At 60.1% G+C, this 18,391-nt stretch carries 14 protein-coding genes and 1 pseudogene; 11 read left to right on the forward strand and 4 right to left on the reverse strand.

The genetic code is table 11. The features are described 5' to 3' along the window. The first annotated feature begins 271 nt into the window (after window positions 1–271). The 4 genes and pseudogenes from QOL82_RS15700 to QOL82_RS15715 all read left to right on the forward strand — a co-directional run. Window positions 272–715: a DUF2231 domain-containing protein gene (locus tag QOL82_RS15700; RefSeq protein WP_283443239.1), complete on the forward strand. Its 444-nt coding sequence runs from the start codon at window positions 272–274 to the stop codon at window positions 713–715. Then, window positions 708–2,018, forward strand: coding sequence for a PQQ-dependent sugar dehydrogenase (locus QOL82_RS15705; RefSeq protein ID WP_283443240.1), 1,311 nt, complete (start codon window positions 708–710; stop codon window positions 2,016–2,018). The genes QOL82_RS15700 and QOL82_RS15705 overlap by 8 nt, the downstream gene beginning before the upstream one ends. A 278-nt stretch (window positions 2,019–2,296) precedes the next feature. Continuing rightward, a complete protein-coding gene (locus QOL82_RS15710) occupies window positions 2,297–2,998 on the forward strand; it encodes a dihydrofolate reductase family protein (RefSeq protein WP_283443241.1) in 702 nt (233 codons plus the stop codon). Between the two features lie 247 nt (window positions 2,999–3,245). Continuing rightward, a pseudogene (locus QOL82_RS15715) lies at window positions 3,246–3,473 on the forward strand (acetate--CoA ligase family protein); the annotation flags it as partial. 136 nt (window positions 3,474–3,609) lie between these two features. On the opposite strand, the gene QOL82_RS15720 reads toward QOL82_RS15715, so the two are convergent. Further along, a complete protein-coding gene (locus QOL82_RS15720; protein ID WP_283443242.1) occupies window positions 3,610–4,278 on the reverse strand; it encodes a TetR/AcrR family transcriptional regulator in 669 nt (222 codons plus the stop codon). Window positions 4,279–4,589: 311 nt separating this feature from the next. Here QOL82_RS15720 and QOL82_RS15725 point away from each other — a divergent pair, with 311 nt between their 5' ends. Beyond that, on the forward strand, window positions 4,590–5,015 hold the full coding sequence (locus tag QOL82_RS15725; protein WP_283443243.1) for an LIC_13387 family protein: 426 nt from the start codon (window positions 4,590–4,592) through the stop codon (window positions 5,013–5,015). Window positions 5,016–5,055: 40 nt separating this feature from the next. Here the strand turns inward: QOL82_RS15725 and QOL82_RS15730 are convergent, their stop codons facing one another. Both QOL82_RS15730 and QOL82_RS15735 read right to left on the reverse strand, forming a co-directional pair. Next, a complete protein-coding gene (locus tag QOL82_RS15730; RefSeq protein ID WP_346772298.1) occupies window positions 5,056–8,532 on the reverse strand; it encodes an acetate--CoA ligase family protein in 3,477 nt (1,158 codons plus the stop codon). Between the two features lie 426 nt (window positions 8,533–8,958). Then, on the reverse strand, window positions 8,959–9,885 hold the full coding sequence (locus QOL82_RS15735) for a LysR family transcriptional regulator (RefSeq protein ID WP_283443244.1): 927 nt from the start codon (window positions 9,883–9,885) through the stop codon (window positions 8,959–8,961). A 170-nt stretch (window positions 9,886–10,055) separates the two neighbouring features. Here QOL82_RS15735 and QOL82_RS15740 point away from each other — a divergent pair, with 170 nt between their 5' ends. Then, window positions 10,056–11,036: a Bug family tripartite tricarboxylate transporter substrate binding protein gene (locus QOL82_RS15740; protein ID WP_283443245.1), complete on the forward strand. Its 981-nt coding sequence runs from the start codon at window positions 10,056–10,058 to the stop codon at window positions 11,034–11,036. Between the two features lie 352 nt (window positions 11,037–11,388). Here QOL82_RS15740 and metE read toward each other — a convergent pair whose 3' ends face one another. Next, window positions 11,389–13,674 (reverse strand): 5-methyltetrahydropteroyltriglutamate--homocysteine S-methyltransferase, encoded by a 2,286-nt coding sequence (gene metE, locus QOL82_RS15745; protein ID WP_283443246.1) that lies wholly within the window; start codon window positions 13,672–13,674, stop codon window positions 11,389–11,391. A gap of 115 nt (window positions 13,675–13,789) precedes the next feature. Here metE and QOL82_RS15750 point away from each other — a divergent pair, with 115 nt between their 5' ends. The 5 genes from QOL82_RS15750 to QOL82_RS15770 all read left to right on the forward strand — a co-directional run bounded on the left by QOL82_RS15750 (window position 13,790) and on the right by QOL82_RS15770 (window position 18,132). Continuing rightward, window positions 13,790–14,701, forward strand: a complete 912-nt coding sequence (locus tag QOL82_RS15750) for a LysR family transcriptional regulator (protein WP_283443342.1) — start codon at window positions 13,790–13,792, stop codon at window positions 14,699–14,701. A 221-nt stretch (window positions 14,702–14,922) separates the two neighbouring features. Then, window positions 14,923–15,204, forward strand: coding sequence for a KTSC domain-containing protein (locus QOL82_RS15755; protein WP_283443247.1), 282 nt, complete (start codon window positions 14,923–14,925; stop codon window positions 15,202–15,204). A 44-nt stretch (window positions 15,205–15,248) separates the two neighbouring features. Further along, window positions 15,249–16,325, forward strand: a complete 1,077-nt coding sequence (locus tag QOL82_RS15760) for an Ldh family oxidoreductase (protein WP_283443248.1) — start codon at window positions 15,249–15,251, stop codon at window positions 16,323–16,325. Window positions 16,326–16,863: 538 nt separating this feature from the next. After that, window positions 16,864–17,298, forward strand: a complete 435-nt coding sequence (locus QOL82_RS15765) for a GNAT family N-acetyltransferase (RefSeq protein WP_283443249.1) — start codon at window positions 16,864–16,866, stop codon at window positions 17,296–17,298. 12 nt (window positions 17,299–17,310) lie between these two features. Further along, complete coding sequence (locus tag QOL82_RS15770; RefSeq protein WP_283443250.1) at window positions 17,311–18,132, forward strand: VOC family protein; 822 nt, start codon at window positions 17,311–17,313, stop codon at window positions 18,130–18,132. The last annotated feature ends 259 nt before the right edge of the window (window positions 18,133–18,391 follow it).

Consider the following 18,391-nt stretch of genomic DNA (forward strand, 5'->3'; position numbering starts at 1 on the left):
GCACGAGCCAATCGTCCACGGACTTGGACGATTTCACGCGTCCGACGCAAATGCTGAACGATGAATCCTGTTTCCCCGGAGATAGGGACCTGTTGCCTTGCTAGGCTCAAACGCCGGTCATGCTTGATTCAAAGATAACTCGTTCCAGTTAGTAATCAGCCAAGCCCACGCCCACGATTAGACTGACAAGCCACGAATCGGGCGCAGCCCGCACCGCCAGCATGCTGGACGCGCTCGACACCGCCTTTTCCCATAGATCAAGAAAGTATTCATGAGCACCCAGCCCTCTCAACACCGCTCCGTCGTGGCCAATGCCATTTACGGCCTCCTCAATCCCATCCCGTTCGGCCTGTTCGTCGCCGCGCTTATTTTCGACATCGTCTACTTCCGCACGGGCGTGATCCAGTGGGTCAAGGGCGCCGCCTGGCTGATCGTCCTCGGCCTGCTGTTCGCCGTTATCCCGCGCCTGGTCAACTTGGCGCAAGTCTGGATCACGTCCCGGCGCAGCGCCGTGCGTGCACACCGGGTCGACTTCTGGCTCAACCTGGTTGCCATCATTGCGGCGATTTTCAACGCGTTCGTCCACAGCCGCGATGCCTATGCGTCGATGCCTACCGGCGTCTGGCTCTCCGCTCTCACGGTTATCCTCCTGGCCATCGGCCGTATCAATGTAGCCGTGCAAGTGACGTCCGAAGGAGGGCTCGTTCATGAATAAGTTTGCCTATTGCAGCGCCTCGGCGCTCATCTTCGGCGCGGCGCTTGCAGGCTGCAGCGGCAAGGCGTCGTTCGAGACCGCCCAGCAGTCGGGCCAAAACCCGCCACTGCCGAGCCCGAAGGATTTCCTGATGCCGCCGATGCAGGTTCCAACAGGAACCGGCTGGCAGCCCGGGCAAAGCCCCAAGGTGGCCGAAGGCCTCAAGATCGAGAGGATCGCAAACGGCCTGATGCATCCGCGCCAGTTGCTGGCACTGCCCAATGGCGACGTGCTGGTGGTCGAGTCCAACGGGCCGGGTGAGGAACCCGCCACGACGCCGAAACAGGTAATCGCCGGCAAGGTTAAAAATCTTTCCGGCAAGGGCGGCAAGGGCGGCAACCGCATTACCTTGCTGCGCGCGAAACCGGGCGGCGGCGAATGGGAAAAGCACGTGTTTATCGAGAATCTGCATTCGCCGTTCGGCGTTCAGCTGATCGGCGACACGCTGTATGTGGCCAACACCGGGTCCATCGTCAAGTTTCCTTACCGTACCGGCCAGACGCAGATCACTGCGCCGGGCGTGGAGTTCACGGACTTGCCGAGCACGGTCAACCACCACTGGACCAAGGCGCTGCTGGCCAGCCCGGACGGCAAGAAGCTGTATGTGGGCGTCGGCTCCAACAGCAACATCACCGAGAACGGGATGGACATCGAGTACCGGCGCGCGGCTGTGCTGGAGGTGGATGTGGCAACAGGGGGAAGCCGCATCTTCGCTTCCGGCCTGCGCAATCCGACCGGCCTGCAATGGGAGCCGCATAGCGGCAAGCTCTGGGCGATCGTCAACGAGCGGGACGAAATTGGCGCGGACCTGGTGCCCGACTACATGACCTCGGTGCAGGAAGGCGGATTCTATGGATGGCCCTACAGTTATTACGGGCAGAACGTGGATCGCCGCGTCATGCCGCAGCGGCCGGAAATGGTCGCCAAGGCGCTCAAGCCGGATTATGCCCTCGGGTCGCATGTCGCCGCGCTGGGCCTGATGTTCTCCGGGAAGAATGCGTTGCCGGCGACATACCAGGATGGCGCATTCGTGAGCGAGCATGGCAGTTGGGACCGTTCCCCGCTCAGTGGCTACGAGGTCGTCTTCGTCGGGTTCCAGGAAGGCAAGGCAGTGGGCAAGCCCAAGGTGGTTGTCAGCGGCTTCCATTCCGACGACGAGAAGTCCCTGTACGGTGCGCCAGTCGGACTGGCGCAGGATAAACAGGGCGCGTTGCTCATTGCCGACGACGTCGGCGATGTGGTGTGGCGGGTGACCGCGCAATAAGGCCGAGACCCGTGGCGCCGGACAGTGCGAAGCAGCGCGGACCGCTGATCCTTTGCTGCCATCCGGCGCGACTTCGGGGGGCCGGGTGTAGAACGCAGCAGATATCGCCACTGCGCCGGCGCCCGGCTCGGCGTCATCCGGCGACACCGTTCTCTGCCGGCGCACCTGCTCCCGGCGGCAATACGGCAGACCGATCGCCAACAACTGAAATGTCGCAGGTCGAACCTTTTCGTCCTGCGCTTCTCCTATCCAATCATTAGCGAACAGAAAAGCCCTGAATGAAGCCCTATATTATTTGCCATATGATGTCTTCCATTGACGGCCACGCGCTGACCGATGGCTGGGACCGGACGTTCAAGAAGAATGCCGGCGCCCTATACGAAACGCTGGCCGAAGAGTTCAGGTTCGATGCGTGGATCTGCGGCCGCGTCACCATGCAAGAGATATCGCACGGCGACGATTACCCCAGAGGCCTTGCCAGCGCGCCCATTCCCCGCACCCACCATTTTGCGAAGCGGGATGCGCGACTTTTCGCCGTGTCCATCGACCCGCACGGGAAGGTGGCCTGGAAAACGAGCGAGGCCCTGGGGGCGCACATCGTCGAAGTTGTCACCGAGGCCGTCGCCGACGATTATCTGGCGTATCTCCAGTCGATCGGCATCTCCTACGTATTTGGCGGAAAGACCGAAATTGACCTGGCGCTGGTCGTCGCGATCCTCGCCGACGAACTTGGCTTGAAACGCATCGTCGTCGAAGGCGGCCCCACGGTCAGCGGATCATTTGTCAATGCAGGACTGGCCGATGAAATCAGCGTGCTCCTGCTGCCGATTGTCGATGGCCGTGGCGAACATCCCGCCTCGTTCGAAGTCCCCAAGGAAGCCTGGACCGCGCCTACGTATCTTTCGCTGACGTCGGCTGAAGTACAGGATGGCGGAGGCGTGTGGCTGCGGTACAAGACGAAGTCAGACAGCGCTGCGTAGTTTGATTTCGACATCCCTCGCTGCCTCGCAATTCGCGGTAGCGAGGATGCTTAATCATGAAGACCGGGCGGCCAGGTTTCTCCCTGCCGTCAGGCATAGCAGGCGGGTCGGCCGCAAATGTCTTCTGGCACAGCCGACATCTGCGGCGTATCCCGCCCAGTGACTGAACTGACAGAGCAACACAACAAGCAATCCTCGTTTTACAGAAGACAAATCCCCACCGTATTGACTGCAGGTCTGGAGCGACGAGGCACTGGAGCTCGTGCGGGAGCTCAGGACATGGCCGCTCCTGGATGGTTTCCGCGGCCGTCCCAGGGCGGACGTCGATGCGCTGGTCTCGGCCATTGTCGCCTTTTCCCAGATGGCGGCCCAGCTGGGCGAGCGGCTTGTCGAGGCAGAGATCAACCCGGTATTCGTTTTGCCCGCAGGCCAAGGCGTGCGGGCAGCCGATGGCGTGGCGGTGCTCGCCGGGTAAACAGGAATCCGGCGGTGCCTGCCGGGTAAACGGCAATCGTATCGATGACGGGGTCAGCATGGCTGCAGGTCCCGGTGGGACCTGCAGCCTGCTGGCGAAAGGCGGCGTCAACGTCGCTGGCGCCAGCGGAGCCGCTTCAGGACGGGTCTACCCGCATCACCCCCCAGCAGGCATTGACCAGCTCATCTTCGAATTCAGCCGTGCCCAGCAACGGAGAGTCCTCGAGGGATGCGGATCGGACGGTGCCTGCCAGAAGGCGCGTCAGGACAAAGGTAATGACGGGCGAGGGGGGCCGTACCAATGGGAGACGAACCCGCTGGATATGCAGCGCAATCCGGTCGCTCGCTTCCCGCAGCGACTGCACCATTGCCTGCTGGTTGTCGAGCCTCCAGGCCAGTTTGACCAGCGCACGGCGGCCGGGCGCGCCGGTGCCAAATGCCGCGATATAGCGTTGGACGAATGCCCGCAGCAGCATGCGCGGATCGGACTTGAGCGGGTCCGGGTCGTCGGGATCGGCATTGGCCAGGAGCGTGTCGAGCGTCGTCATGACTTCTTCCCGTTCGCGTGCGAGCATGGCCAGCACGATGTCTTCCTTGCTCGCGAAATACTGATACAGCGTACCGATCGATACGCCTGCCCTGGCCGCGATGCGGTTGGTCGTCAGCGCCGATTCGCCATCGTCGTTCAATACCTGAGCCGTGGCTTCAAAAATAGCGCGGATGGTGTGTTCGGCGCGGGCCTGTGATGGAATGCGCCGCGACGGCGTTACTCGGGAAACGGCTGACGGATGTCGTTTGATCGGCATGGAAAACGGTCATTAAGAATCTGAGCAAAAGGCGAGTAGAAAACCCGAGCAAAGCTCATCATAATCTAAGCGTATCCGGTCCCGTTCCAATGTCCAGTCGACGTGCCATGCTGAACGCCCTGGCCATGCATTATCGAAACGATCCGCCGCCGAACCATGTAACGATGCTGCTCCAAAAGCGATTGCGCAGGCATCCTGCTCCGGGCGGATCGAAGAAGGATTAATCCGCGTGCGTCGCTACTTCCAATGGTTCCGGAATGGGATGGATCGGAACCGGACGTCCAATGGGCACTTAAATAATGGAGAATGCCATGCTGGCTCAAATTTTCGTCGGCCTCAGTGCCGGAATCATCATGCTGCTCGGGATCGTACACCTGGTCTACACCTACCGGGGCGATAAGCTGCATCCACGCGGCACGGAGCTGCTTGCGAATTTGGAAGCGACATCCCCCGTCATCAGCCGCCAGACAACCATGTGGAACGCATGGATCGGTTTTAATGCAAGCCACAGTCTGGGCGCAATTCTGTTCGGCACAGTGTTTGGTTACCTGGCAGTCCAGCAACCGGCCGTGTTCTTCCAGTCCTATTTCCTCGAATGGACCGGCCTGATCGTGCTGGGAGCGTATCTCGCGATGGCGAAGCGGTACTGGTTCAATCGTCCCTTGCAAGGCATCTCGCTGGCCAGCCTGTTCTATGTGGCTGGCCTGGTCGTCGCGAATGCTCAGGTTTTCCATTGAAGGAAGCCACAGCCCCAGGCCCGTAAAAGTCGCATTTGATTCAGGCCATCACTTGTACCGGCGGATAGTTGAATGTCCCTTCCAGGTGCGGCTGGAGCGGCTGGTATAAGCGCAAGGTGAGGTAGAAATCCTCCTCGCAGGGCGCAGGAAGCCAGTTCTTCCCCGGTCCTGGATCATCGGCGCCGATCACGATGCTCAGGCCGCCATCCGGCTCGTGCTGCAGGCCCGCTGTCCGGTCGCCGATGGAGTAGCGGTTGATTGGATTATCGACCAGCAAACAATCGCTGCGCCGATAAAGCGTAATCGACCAGAAGGTTGCGACTTGCGGCATGCCGCCCGGCGGAAACCGTAGCACATAGCGTCGGCTGCCGGTCAACTTTTCGCCGGCGGCATCGACCTCCGCCATGATGTACATGGCTTCGTCTATGCCTAATGTGCCGATCCAGTTGCGCGCCACGCGCGCCCTGGTTTCAATATCGTCGCCGAAGCTGTCACGCACGGACACGGCGGTGGTCCAGCCTCCGCCCAGCTCCGACGGTTGGGCGCAATCACGCAATGCAGTATAGACGTCAAGCAATGCGCCTGGAAGCTGATCCAGCGCCGGCGGCCATCCGGCGACAGGCGCAGGCGGAGGATTACGTTCAAGCATAGGCTCCAGCACCCGAACATATTCACTCGCGTCCGGCACGCCGGTGTCCCGGTTCTCCAGCAGGCAGTCGACGCGTGACAATGCCGGCGTGCCGTCGAGTCTGCGGATCGCAAACCGGTCTTGTAAAGCATGCACGCGTGCGAGGTCTTCCGGGGTGTCGTCGACCAGTATCCGTCCGATTATCCAGACATCGTCCCCCGGGGAGCTGATGCCGTGCATGCCTTCGGGAATAACGCCGGTCCAACCGGGACCATGGACAAACGAGCGCTGCGCTTCGCCTCCTGTAGTACGCCGGCCGGCATAAGCCCAGGGATTCGTCCATGCATCGAGAAAGCCAAGCACCCAGTATCGCGATCCCATCTCCGGCACGTCGATGATGAGAGGGCCGCCGGAGAGGTCAAGCCAGGCATTGGTAAAGAGAGTGTCGTTGTTTGGCGTGACCACTTCCTTGTCCTCCGGGCCACGCAGTCGCCGCGTATGCGTGAACTGGTTGACCCACCGCATCCGGGAATCTGTGCTGTTCCCGGCGAAGCCCTCCTTCGGATGCCTTCGCGCCGTGTTGGAAGCATGCATCCGGGCCATTTCAAACAGGGGCAGGGTCGTCATCACCGCCTTGTGCAGATCGGAAGAAGCAGAAGCGGCCATCGGCTCGTGCGTGGGCGCCTGCCGGGTCAGCAGCACGGCGTCGAGCGCCAGGGCGCCCTGCCCCCCGGGCAGCACGACGAACGGATTCAGTTCCACCGATTCCAGCGCGCTTCCTGCAGAAAGCGCGAAACGGGAAATCTGCACAATCGCATCGGCCAGCGCTTCCACGTCAGCCAGCGGTGCGCCGCGAAATCCACGCAGCAGTGCGCCGGTTTTCAGTTCACCGATCATTTCATGGGCTTGCCGCAAGCTCACGGGCGCAAATCGCAAGCTCACATCCTTGAGCAATTCGGCGTTCACGCCGCCTGAGCCGAGCATCACGACCGTGCCCAATGCGTCATCGCGGCGCATGCCCACGATGCATTCGACTCCGCCCCGGACCATGGGCGCGACGAGCACGCCATCCATCTGCGCCGCAAGGCCTGCGGAATCGGCAGAGGCCTGGATGCGGTCAAACGCACGGCCCGCCTCGGCAGCATCGCGGATGTTCAACACAACGCCGCCCATATCGCTTTTGTGCGTGATCTCTGCGGAGAGGATTTTCATCACAACCGGAAACCCGGTAGCACAGGCATGGGCGACCGCTTCATCGCGCGTCCGTGCACGCAGGCTTGACGCTACCGAAATGCCAAAGTCGCGCAGCACCGTCATCGCGTCGTACTCGTTATATAGACCGGGTCGCAATGCAACGGTCGAACCCGTGCCAGGTTCAGCCGACTCCGCCGGACGCCGCAGCTGGTTGTGGAAGAACGTCATGGCTGCCAATACCCGGATAGCCTGGGCCGGGTCGGAAAAGCACAGGCAGCCGTGCGCTTCGAGCGCGCGCCGCTGGGAGGCATCGGCCAGAGTGCTGAAAATCACGAGCCGTTCGGGAAAATCGTGTCGCAGTCTTTCCGCCAGCTCGACCTGGAGCGTTTGCATCGCAGGCGTATTGCCAAATGCCGCTAAAAATATCAGCAGGCTCCCGTGATCGGCCTGTTCCAGCATCACGCGTGCGGCGAATTCCAGCAACCCTGGCTCGGCGGTTACCTGGCCGGTGATATCGACTGGATTGCTAGCCGCGGCGAATGGCACACGACTGTGAATCAGGGCCTGCGCGGAAGCCGGCAACTGGGCGACGTCCAGCCCCGCGTCGGCCGCGTCGTCCGCCATCATGACCCCGACGCCGCCGGACACGGTCAGCAGCCCAACCCGTGTGTTTGCCGGCAGGCCGCCAACACCCAGGCCATGCGCGATATCGAAGAATTCCTCGATGGAGCGCGCGCGCCAGGCGCCATACTGTCGAAACAATGCTTCGTAGGCCGCATCGTCGCCGGCAAGTGCGGCAGTGTGCGACGCCGCGGCCTGCGCGCCAAGCTGGGTCCTGCCCACCTTCACCACCACGACAGGCTTTCCCGCGATGCGAGCCGATTCGAGCGCCTCGCGCAGCTTGTCGCCGTCACGGCATCCTTCCAGGTAGGCCATGATGACCTTTGTTGCCGGGTCGCGGGCCATCCATGCAATGCATTCGGCCACGCTGATGTCCGACTCGTTACCAGTGGTCACCCAGGCGGAGAGGCCTATCCCGCGCTGGCGTGCCATCGCATATGCATAGGCGCCGAACGCGCCGCTTTGGCTGACGATGCCTACGTTGCCGGGCTTCGCAAGTCCCGTCGAGACAACCGGCGAAAAGGTGGCATAGACGGATTGGGCGACATTCATGAAGCCCAGGCAATTCGGACCAAGCACGCGGATGCCGGCAGCCCGTGCCTTGTCGCAAAAACGTTGTTGTGCTTCCTCGCCCGCCTTCCCCATCTCTGCGAACCCCGCAGAGAACATCACTACGTTCTTTACGCGGGCCTCGATCGCATCCGCCAGCGCGTCTTCGGCATGGGACGCGGGAATCGCGAAAATCGCGAGATCGATGGGGCGGCCTACCGATTGCAACGTCGGAAAGGCATTTAATCCTCCAATTTCCGCAGCCTTCGAATTAACCGGATAGATCTCGCCCCGGTAACCGTGTTCGACGAGATAACGAACCGGGATGGCGCCGATCTTGTTCGGCGCCGACGACGCGCCGACAATGGCAATTGAGCGGGGCGACAGGAAGGAGTCAAGGTTAGGCAGGGTCATCATGTGTTTTAACCAATCAAGTAATGCGCTGTGGCGCGCCGCCCGCAGCCGAATCGCCCGGGGCATCGAGAAGATTGCAATTACGATACCCTGACGAGGTTTATCGGACAAACTGCATTTTTTGATCCGGCTATAACTTCTGCTTATGTATGGAACCCGCTGATCGGCTTCGATCCTGCTCGAAAGCATTCCAGTGCAATCGGGAGGAAGCGAGGCAAGGCACTAACAGTCCGGCGTTTAAGACCCGGTCAGGTCGCCTCCGGATGCCATAACCGGATTCGGGATATCGACCTGCTCCTGCTTGGCCAGGTCGGCAAACTGGTTCGGCGAACCAGCCATTCAAACATTCCGGGCACGCAGTCAAAGCGCGACGCTGTGACGACTTGCTAATCCACGCACTGCCGGACACCTTGGCTGCGGCCCGTTTGATCGCCGCGATTGCGATGCACTTTCGTCCCATCGATAGCGGGCGTATCCTTACGCGCTCAGGTGAGCCTCTCCCGAGGTCTGCCTGCCGCCATCGGCGAACCCAGGCCATCAGTTCCGAAACGGCGTGACCATGCGGCTGCTGTCCCAGGTTGTCGCAGCCTGAAGCGTGTAGTCGAGAAAACTCTCGACCGCAGGGGAGAGAGACGGCCGGTTCCTGGCAAAGATTGCAATGCGCCAGGTCACCGTCGGCTGGCGCAGCGGCCGGAAAGCCAGGCCGAAGCCTTCCACGAGGGAGCGCGCCATCGAGGGACAGATCACGCATCCTTGCCTGACCTGCACCAGGGAGAGCGCCGTATTGACACGGTGGACTGCGATGATGTTTCGCGGGTAATGCCGTACTGGCACGTGGCTCAGCACATTGCTCGCCAAGTTGGGCATGTAATTGATTAGAAGCCGCTCGCACAGATCCTTCCAGTTCACCGACTCACCGCTCGCCAGGGGATCGTCCTTGCGCAGTGCAACCCACAGGGGATCGACGCGTATCATGTGGACCTCGATCGCTTCCTCCGCCACGACCCCCTCCGGGCCGAATCCGATGTCGATGCTGCCATCGTGCAGGCCCGCAAGCACTTGTTCAATCGGAACGTCCTCGAACTGGACGTCGATGCCGGGATGAAGCATCTCGTAGCCGGTAATGAGCTCAGGCAGCAGGGTGCAGGAAAGCGTTTCGGGCGCAGCCACGCGTACCAGCCCGCGCCGCAGTTCCTTGAGATCCGTCACGCTCTCGAGCGCATCATCCAGGCTGGTGAGCACGCGGCGCACCATCGGTTCGAACGTGACGCCCGCGACCGACAAGCTCACCCTGCGTGTATTCCGATCGAGCAGGCGCACGCCAAGCCGACCTTCCAGTTCCTTGATAAGTCCGCTTAGCGCTGCCTGCGACAAGTGCATCGCGGCGGCCGCTTCCGAAAAGCTTCCCGACTCCAGAACCGCAACAAATGCACGTAGCTGCCTGAGGGTTACTTCCGCTGCCATGCCATCTCCCGGTGTGCGCTGCCCTCGCATTCACTTATAACCATAGTCTATAAGTTGGCAAGAAATTATTGATTGTCTGAACTGATTGCGCATTCTACTATCGGATCGATGGCCATTGCCGCTCAGCGCAAGCAAGGTTTTCAATACTAAATAAACGCTCAGGAGACAAAATGAAGATGACCCGCCGGACGTTCATCAATGCGGCGCTCGCCAGCATTGGCACCGCTGCTCTTCCATGGTCTTTCGCACAGGACCGGTGGCCGGCCCGCCCCGTCACCATCATTTCCCCATACGGGCCGGGCGGGCCGAACGATATCTCTGCGCGGCTGATCGGCGAGCATTTACGGAGTCGACTGGGGCAGCCGTTTATTGTTGAAAACAAGGCGGGCGCGGGCACGCGCATCGGCACCAGTTATGTCGCGCACAAGGCTTCCGACGGCTATACCCTTCTGTATGCGGCGGCGCCTTACGCCACCATGGAAGCGTTGTACGGCAACCTCGACTTCGATCCGCACAAAGACCTGCAGCCGGTCGGAATGACAGCGATCGCGCCGCTGTTTCTCATCGTTAATGCACAAATGCCGGTCAAGACCGTGCGCGAACTGATTGCCTATGGAAAGTCACGTCCCGACGGACTGACCTTCGGCTCCCCCGGCACCGGATCTATGCCGCACCTGGCGCAGGAGCTGCTGTTCCTGGACGCGAGCGTAAAGGGGTTATCGGTCCATTATCGCGGCGATGCCGCGGCATACATGGACTTGCTGGCTGGCCGCATCGACGCAACGCTCACCGCGATCTCGGCGGCACTGCCGCATATCCGGAGCGGCAAGCTCCGGGTGCTCGGCGTTGCGTCGGGTTCCCGAAGCGAGATCTACCCCGACGCAATGACATTGCGGGAGCAGGGTTTTCCAAATGTGGTCGCGTCCGGATGGTATGGATTCATGCTGCCGCGCGACGTGCCCAAGGCCGTCGTGGACCGGCTCGACGCGGAAGTGAGCCAGGCGATCAAGGATACGGAGATGAAGAAGAAGCTGCTGGCCCAGGGCATGGAGCCTCACGCGCTTGGCGCGGCCGATTTTGGCAAATTCATCGACGCCGAGATGGAAAAATGGGGCACTGTGATACGAAAGGTCGGCATCAAGGGCGAGTGATCGCCACGAGGTGCATAACGCGGTGCAGGAGGTGGAACAGAAGGCCGCACGATTCAGCGAATGCAATCCAACATCCCGCTGCGGCTGCCGGATGGATGCTGGCCCTGCCTGTATCGGCGGCTTTGCACGCGCCAAGGCATGGAGCGACTTCGACCGGCCGCGCCGCGCTATCGGTGCCGGCAGGGTTGCCCCGGAACCGATGGCGCTGTGCCTGTGAATTAAATTAGCAGATCAAAGGACGCGGCATCATTCCCAGATGGGCTTGCGCAGGCAGACAATCGCGGCGGAGCGCCTCCAGCCCAAGGGCCTGGGTTATCGATACCCTGCCTGCACAGACCACCGCGAGGCAGCGTTACGCTGCGCGCAGGGTCTTGGCTGCCGCAACCATATTCGCCAGTGCCGGGATCACTTCAGCCCACCCGCGGGTCTTCAGGCCGCAGTCGGGATTGACCCACAGCCGTTCCGCCGGAATCCGTTTCGCCGCCGTCCTCATCAGGCGCACGATGTGTTCCTGCGTCGGTATGTTCGGCGAATGAATGTCATAGACGCCGGGACCGATCTCATTCGGGTACTTGAACTGCTTGAAGACATCCAGCAATTCCATGTCCGAGCGTGACGTCTCGATGGTGATCACATCCGCGTCCATCGCGGCGATCGAGGCGATGATGTCATTGAATTCGGAATAACACATGTGCGTGTGGATTTGCGTCTCGTCCGAAACGCCATTGGCGCACAGGCGGAACGATTCCACTGCCCAGTCCAGGTATTGCGCCCATTCCGCGCGCCGCAGCGGCAGGCCTTCGCGCAGTGCGGCCTCATCGATCTGGATCACGCGGACACCGGCTTCCTCCAGGTCCAGCACTTCCTGCCGGATGGCCAGCGCCAGCTGCCTGCACGAGACCGAGCGTGGCTGGTCGTCGCGCACGAAGGACCAGTTGAGGATGGTCACAGGGCCGGTCAACATGCCCTTCATGGGTTTTGCGGTCAGCGATTGCGCGTACCTGGTCCACTCCACGGTCATCGGCCTTGGCCGGCTGATGTCGCCGAACAGGATGGGCGGCTTCACGCAGCGTGAGCCATAGGATTGCACCCAGCCGAACCGGCTGAACGCATAGCCGTCGAGCTGCTCGCCAAAATACTCGACCATGTCATTGCGTTCGGCCTCCCCGTGCACGAGCACATCGAGTTCCAGCGCTTCCTGTTCACGCACGCTGCGCGCGATCTCGGCTTGCATTGCCTTCTTGTAACCGGCGTCGTCCAGACGGCCCGCCTTGTGCTCGCTGCGTGCCAGGCGGATTTCCGCAGTCTGCGGGAAGGAGCCGATCGTCGTGGTCGGGAAGGCTGGCAGCTTCAGCAGCGCGGCCTGCTTTCGGGCGCGCTCGGGGTAGGCGCTGTCGCGTTGGCCATCGCGGGGATCGATGCTGGCGACGGCGGTTTGGACGGCAGGGTTGTTCACACGGGGGGAAGCACGGCGCGCCGCCAGCGCGGCCCGGTTTGCGGCCAGCTCGGCCGCAACGGCTTCTCGTCCTTCACGCAAAGCCCTTCCCAGTACCCGCAATTCGTCCAGCTTCTGCAGGGCGAATGCAAGCCAGGACCTGATCTCCGGATCAAGCTGCTGCTCGCATTCCAGGTCGACCGGTACGTGCAGCAGCGAGCACGATGGCGCGATCCACAGGCGATCGCCCAGGCGCTCGGCCAGGGGTTCGATCCGGTCCAGCACGGCGGTCAGATCGGTTTTCCAGATATTGCGGCCGCTGACGACGCCCAGTGAAAGGATTTTGTGCGGAGCCAGCAGGTTGATCAGTGGCTGCACGTCGTCGTGGCTGCCGGTCACGTCGATATGCAGGCCGGCCACCGGGAGGTTCGCCGCCAGGTAGCCGTTCTCCTTCAGTTCGCCGAAATAGGTCGCCAGCAGCAGCTTGACCTTGCAGACCTTGAGCTGATGATAGGCCGTGTTGAACGCGTGCTGCCATTCGGCATCCAGCTCCGTCACCAGGATGGGTTCGTCGACCTGCACCCATTCCACGCCTTCACCAGCCAGCGTATCGAGCAGTGCCGCATACACCGGCAGCAGGCGGGGCAGCAGCGCCAGCTTTGCGGACTGGTCCTTGCTCTTGCCCAGTGCCAGATAGGTGATCGGTCCGATGATCACGGGCTTGGCTTTCACGCCTTGCGCGCTGGCTTCGGCCAGTTGTTCCAGCAGGCGCGACGCATCGAGCCTGAACTCGGTTGCGGTATTGAACTCCGGGACGATGTAATGGTAGTTGGTGTCGAACCACTTGGTCATCTCGCCTGCTGCAACGCCGCCGCAGCAGCCATGCCCTTCCGTGCCCTGCGCGGAACGACCGCGCGCTACGCGAAAGTAATTGTCCAGGGCGTCGCCCTGGAAGCCGTGCACCCGCTCGGGCAGGTTTCCCAGGGTGAAGCTCATATCCAGCACTTGATCGTAATAGGCGAAGTCGCCGACCGGGACCAGGTCCAGTCCCGACTGCTGGTCCCAGTGGCGCTTGCGCAGCTGGACCCCGACGTTTTCCAGCGTGTCGCGCGAGGCGTTGCCCTTCCAGTAAGACTCAAGCGCAAATTTCAGTTCACGCTTCCCGCCGACGCGGGGGAAGCCCAGATTGTGAATGGTAGTCATGGTTCGCTCCAGATGATGAATGCCGATGTCAATGCGACTGCGCGGATCGTAGAGTTCGTCGCTCATGAAGTAAAATGGTTTTATCTCACCTTTCCATGAAATTCACTCATTAATGATGTTGGATCGCATCCATTTAGCCATCGTCCAGGAGGTCGACCGATTGGGGTCCCTGACCGCCGCCGCCAGCGTGCTGCATGTCACCCAATCGGCCCTGAGCCACAGCATGAAAAAGCTGGAGCAGCAGTTGGGCACCGATGTCTGGCTGCGGGAGGGCCGCAGCCTGCAGCTCACGCAGGCGGGGCGGTATCTGCTCGGGGTCGCCAACCGCGTGCTGCCGCAAATGACCCTGGCCGAGGACAGGCTGCGCCAGTTCGCGCGGGGCGAACGCGGCGCGCTGCGCATCGGCATGGAATGCCATCCCTGTTATCAATGGCTGTTGAAAGTGGTTTCGCCTTATCTGGCGGCCTGGCCGGACGTCGACGTGGATGTGAAGCAGAAATTCCAGTTCGGCGGCATCGGCGCGCTGTTTGCCTACGAAATCGATCTGCTGGTCACTCCCGATCCGCTTTTCAAGCCAGGCCTGATTTTCGAGCCGGTTTTCGACTACGAGCAGGTTCTCGTCGTCGCCGGCAAGCACAGGCTTGCAAGCGCAAGCTATGTCGAGCCATCGCAATTGACCGGCGAAGTGCTCATTACCTACCCGGTAACGCCGGACAGGCTGGATATCTACAATCTTTTCCTGACGCCCGCCGGCGTAACGCCCAAGCGGCACAAAGTCATCGAGACGACCGACATCATGTTGCAGATGGTCGCAAGTGAGCGCGGCGTCGCGGCCCTGCCGCGCTGGCTGGTGCTGGAATACGCGAGCAAGATGGATGTCGTCCCTGTCCGGCTGGGGAAGGAAGGCATTGCGAAGCAGATCTTCCTGGGCGCGCGCGAGAGCGACGTCGGAATCGACTACCTGAAGGCTTTCATTGAACTGGCGCGCGAACCGGCCGCGCCCAACGGCGCGCAATCCATCGGGTGAATCTAACCGTGCCCCGGATCGCTGGATATCGGGCATGCTTCGTCATGCAAACCCGGTGCCGGGCTGCTGGAATCGACCTTCTGGCGCAGGGCCGGCAAATGCGCACAATCGAAACGCGCCGCTGCGGGTTGCAGATATGGATCGGTCGATTATATTAGGCCGACGCTTTGAGCCAACGCGCCAGGTAATGTAAACGGCATGGAAATTTGGAGGAACGAGCGATGGACATGAAAAAGATCAATTCCGGAAAACTGCGTGCCATTGGATACGACCCGAAGGAACGACGCTTAAGGGTGGAGCTGGAGGATGGAACGGCAATCGATTATTCCGCGGTGGGCGCCGAAGTCTGGCGCACCTTGTCGAGCACGGGTTCGGCCTGGAGCTATTACCGCGACAATATCGAGGAGGAATTTACCGGTCGCCGCAGCTCGGTCCGCCCCAAGGCAAATCAGGATGCGCTCAAGGACCTTTTCAATCCCCCCAGCGACAGTGCGGAGAATTAAGGCATTGACGCCGCCTGTGATGGATCTAATCTGAAGGAACGCATATGAACGAGACAGTACCTGCCCGTTATGACTATCCTGCCTTGCGCGATTTTGCCGCCAGCCTGTTTGGCGCAGCCGGCCTTGACGCGGAAAAGGCCGAGAATATCGCTGAAATCCTGGTGGAAGCGGACTTGATGGGGCATTCAACCCATGGGCTCGCGCTCGCTCCCTGGTACCTGGATGCGATAAAGAGCGGGGCCATGACGCTGGATGGCGAACCGGAAATCCTGTCCGACCGCGGCGCCTGCGTTCTATGGAATGGAAGACGGCTGCCCGGCACCTGGCTAACCGCCAAGGCAGTCGATCTCGCGGTGGAACGTGTGGCGACCTATGGGACGGTAACCGTTTCAATCTCCGAAAGCTGGCATATCGGCGCCCTTGCTGCCTATCTGCCACGCGCGACCGACAAGGGTTACATGGTGATGCTCGCGTGTTCCACGCCGACGACGAGCGGGGTGGCGCCGTATGGCGGCTCCAGGCCATTGTTCACGCCAAATCCGTACGCAGCCGGCATCCCGACCGATGCCGATCCCATCCTGCTCGATATCAGCGCGTCCATCACCACGCTCAACAAGGCCAAGCAGCTTTTCAGGGCGGGCGAGTCCTTCACCCAGCCGTGGGTAATGGATGTCGAAGGCAATCCGACGACCGATCCGGCCGCGGTAGTCAATGGCGGTGGATCGTTGCTTCCGGTCGGAGGCCTGGACCATGGTCACAAGGGCTACAGCATGGCCTTACTGGTCGAAGCATTAACCCAGGGCCTTGGCGGTTTTGGACGCAGCGATCATCCGTCGGGCACGAGCGTGTCCGTCTTCCTGCAAGTCATCGATCCCACCGCATTCGGCGGCCGCGAACAATTCACGAAACAGACCACATGGCTTGCCGATTCCTGCAGAAGCAATCCTCCCAGGCCCGGCACCGATCGCGTTCGCGTGCCAGGCGACCGCGCCCTTGCAACCAAGCGCGAAGCGCTCAGGCGCGGCGTCCCCCTGGAGGCTGCCATCACCAATAGCCTGCGGCCTTATATCGACCAGTTCGGGCTGAGTTTGCCGGAACCCGTGACAAGCCAGGATCGTTAAAAAGCGGCTGGACAGGGATTGCATTGCGCAGCGCGACTGCTGTCCAGGTCAGCATTTTGCCCGCGGGGTGCTCGATCCGGACTGCATGTCGATTGGCTGCATCCATGGGCGGGCGGCGAAGGGGATACAGGCAGCCAGCGCAGCAATTGATACCGCGAAGTGGAGTAAGGCGGTCAAGGCGTAGGGGGCGACCGTGCATTGATTAACTGACGTGATAAGCAAGGCCGGACAGCCGTATGTGTCATGTCCGGAATTTAACAGGGATGATTACAATCTGTTGTCGGGTTATTCCGCTCGCGCCAACTTCCTTAAGCACAATTTCTGCTTCCGCATCTTTTTTCTTGCAATGCATATCATTATAATTCTAGGACAGCGGCCAACTATTAAATTCCGGTTTTCAGTAAACGAAAATAAACTTACACTCCAGGATTTATTCAACTAGTTACCTTCGGTGGGCTACACTTAATTCCTAGTGCATTATCAAGGAAGGCACAGAAATAACCTGAAATTTTTTCTCCTGCCGGTACATAACAATCCAATGATAAATATCCGTGCAGCCGAAGTTTCCGATGCAGTCACGATTGCAAATTTGCTTGAACAACTTGGATATATTGCATCGTCTAGTCTTGTCGCTCACAAAATTACGCTGCTTGCTGGCAATCCGAGCGACTTGGTCCTGGTCGCCGAGGACGATGGTATCGTCGCGGGCGTGATGAGTCTTCATGTGACAGAATTGTTCCATGCTGCCGGACGCATCGGCCGAATCACTTCTCTGGTTATCGCTTCCGACAAGCGTGGAGAAGGAATGGGAAAGTTGCTGATTCGGGCAGCGGATGCGTTTTTCATCGCCGCTGGTTGTGTGCGGTCTGAAGTCACAAGTGGAAATCAGCGTTCGGAAGCTCATGCGTTCTATCAATCGAATGGCTATTTGCCGGACGAGCGTCGCTTCCTTAAACGTTATAGCCAGAAATAAAACGCGCCCCAAATGACGACACAATTGTTTAACGGCGTTGACCACATCATGGTCCGTGTTGAGAAAACAGAGCCGCTTCTAGCGTTATTTTCCGACAGGTTTTCATTGCCTACGTCGTGGCCCTTGCAGCACATGGAATTTGCTACCTACGCGTGGATCACGCTCGGAAATACCAATCTGGAATTCTGGGCAGCAGCGGACAACTCAGACTTACCTGCAGAGCAGTCCCTGCCTTTGTTTTCCGGCTTTGCACTGGACCCACCAAGCCTCAGCGATAGCATCGAGGTGCTTGCAAAGCGCGGGATCGCCTGTAAAACGCCATGGGCATTTGTCACGCCAGGACGAAATGGGGAGCGAGTTACTAACTTTACGAACGCGGTTATCCTGGACGTTTCGACTTCAACATGTTGCGTCTTTTTCTGTGAATGGGGAATAGACGGCACCATTTTTCCATGGACTGGAAAACTCACAGCCCAGGACCGCCGACTCCGGGAGCAGCATCAATTCGACCAGTGCGGCGGCGGACCGCTCGGCGTCATTCGCCTTTCAGAAATAACGATGGTTTCGCCGGATCTAGAAAGAGCTACGCAACACTGGCAGGCGATCACGGGACAAGCATCAGAGACCTTCGACTTGGGCCGTGGCATCGCGCTGACTTTGCATGCCGGCAAAAAAGTCGAAATCACTTCCATCGTGTTGGCGGTTAAGTCCCTGGCTGTCGCACGAGATTTTCTCGGTTCACAATCGATGCTTGGAAACGATCGCGAAGATGAAATCTCTATTGGCGCGAATGTTTGTCCCGATTTATGCATCCGCTTGAAAGAGGTATCTTAAAAATTCCGTTTCCCAAGGTGCTGAGCCGTTGTATTTTGCGAAACTATTTTTTCTTATACACTGCACCGATTAGCCGCAAGCGGTCGTTCGAATTAGCTTAAGTTTGTCCAGCCTTTACAGATCGAACAGATTGGCCTCGGCTAGTGAATTAAGGTGGATATTTCTGCACCATATAAGCGCGATTTTTGGAAGAATGGAGTGGACTAAAAATGCACGGCAGCGCTAACTTTTCGAGGGGGTCGATGACGTTTTCATTTGC

It is taken from the genome of Noviherbaspirillum suwonense, assembly GCF_900182955.1.
Lineage (GTDB): Bacteria > Pseudomonadota > Gammaproteobacteria > Burkholderiales > Burkholderiaceae_D > Noviherbaspirillum_A > Noviherbaspirillum_A suwonense.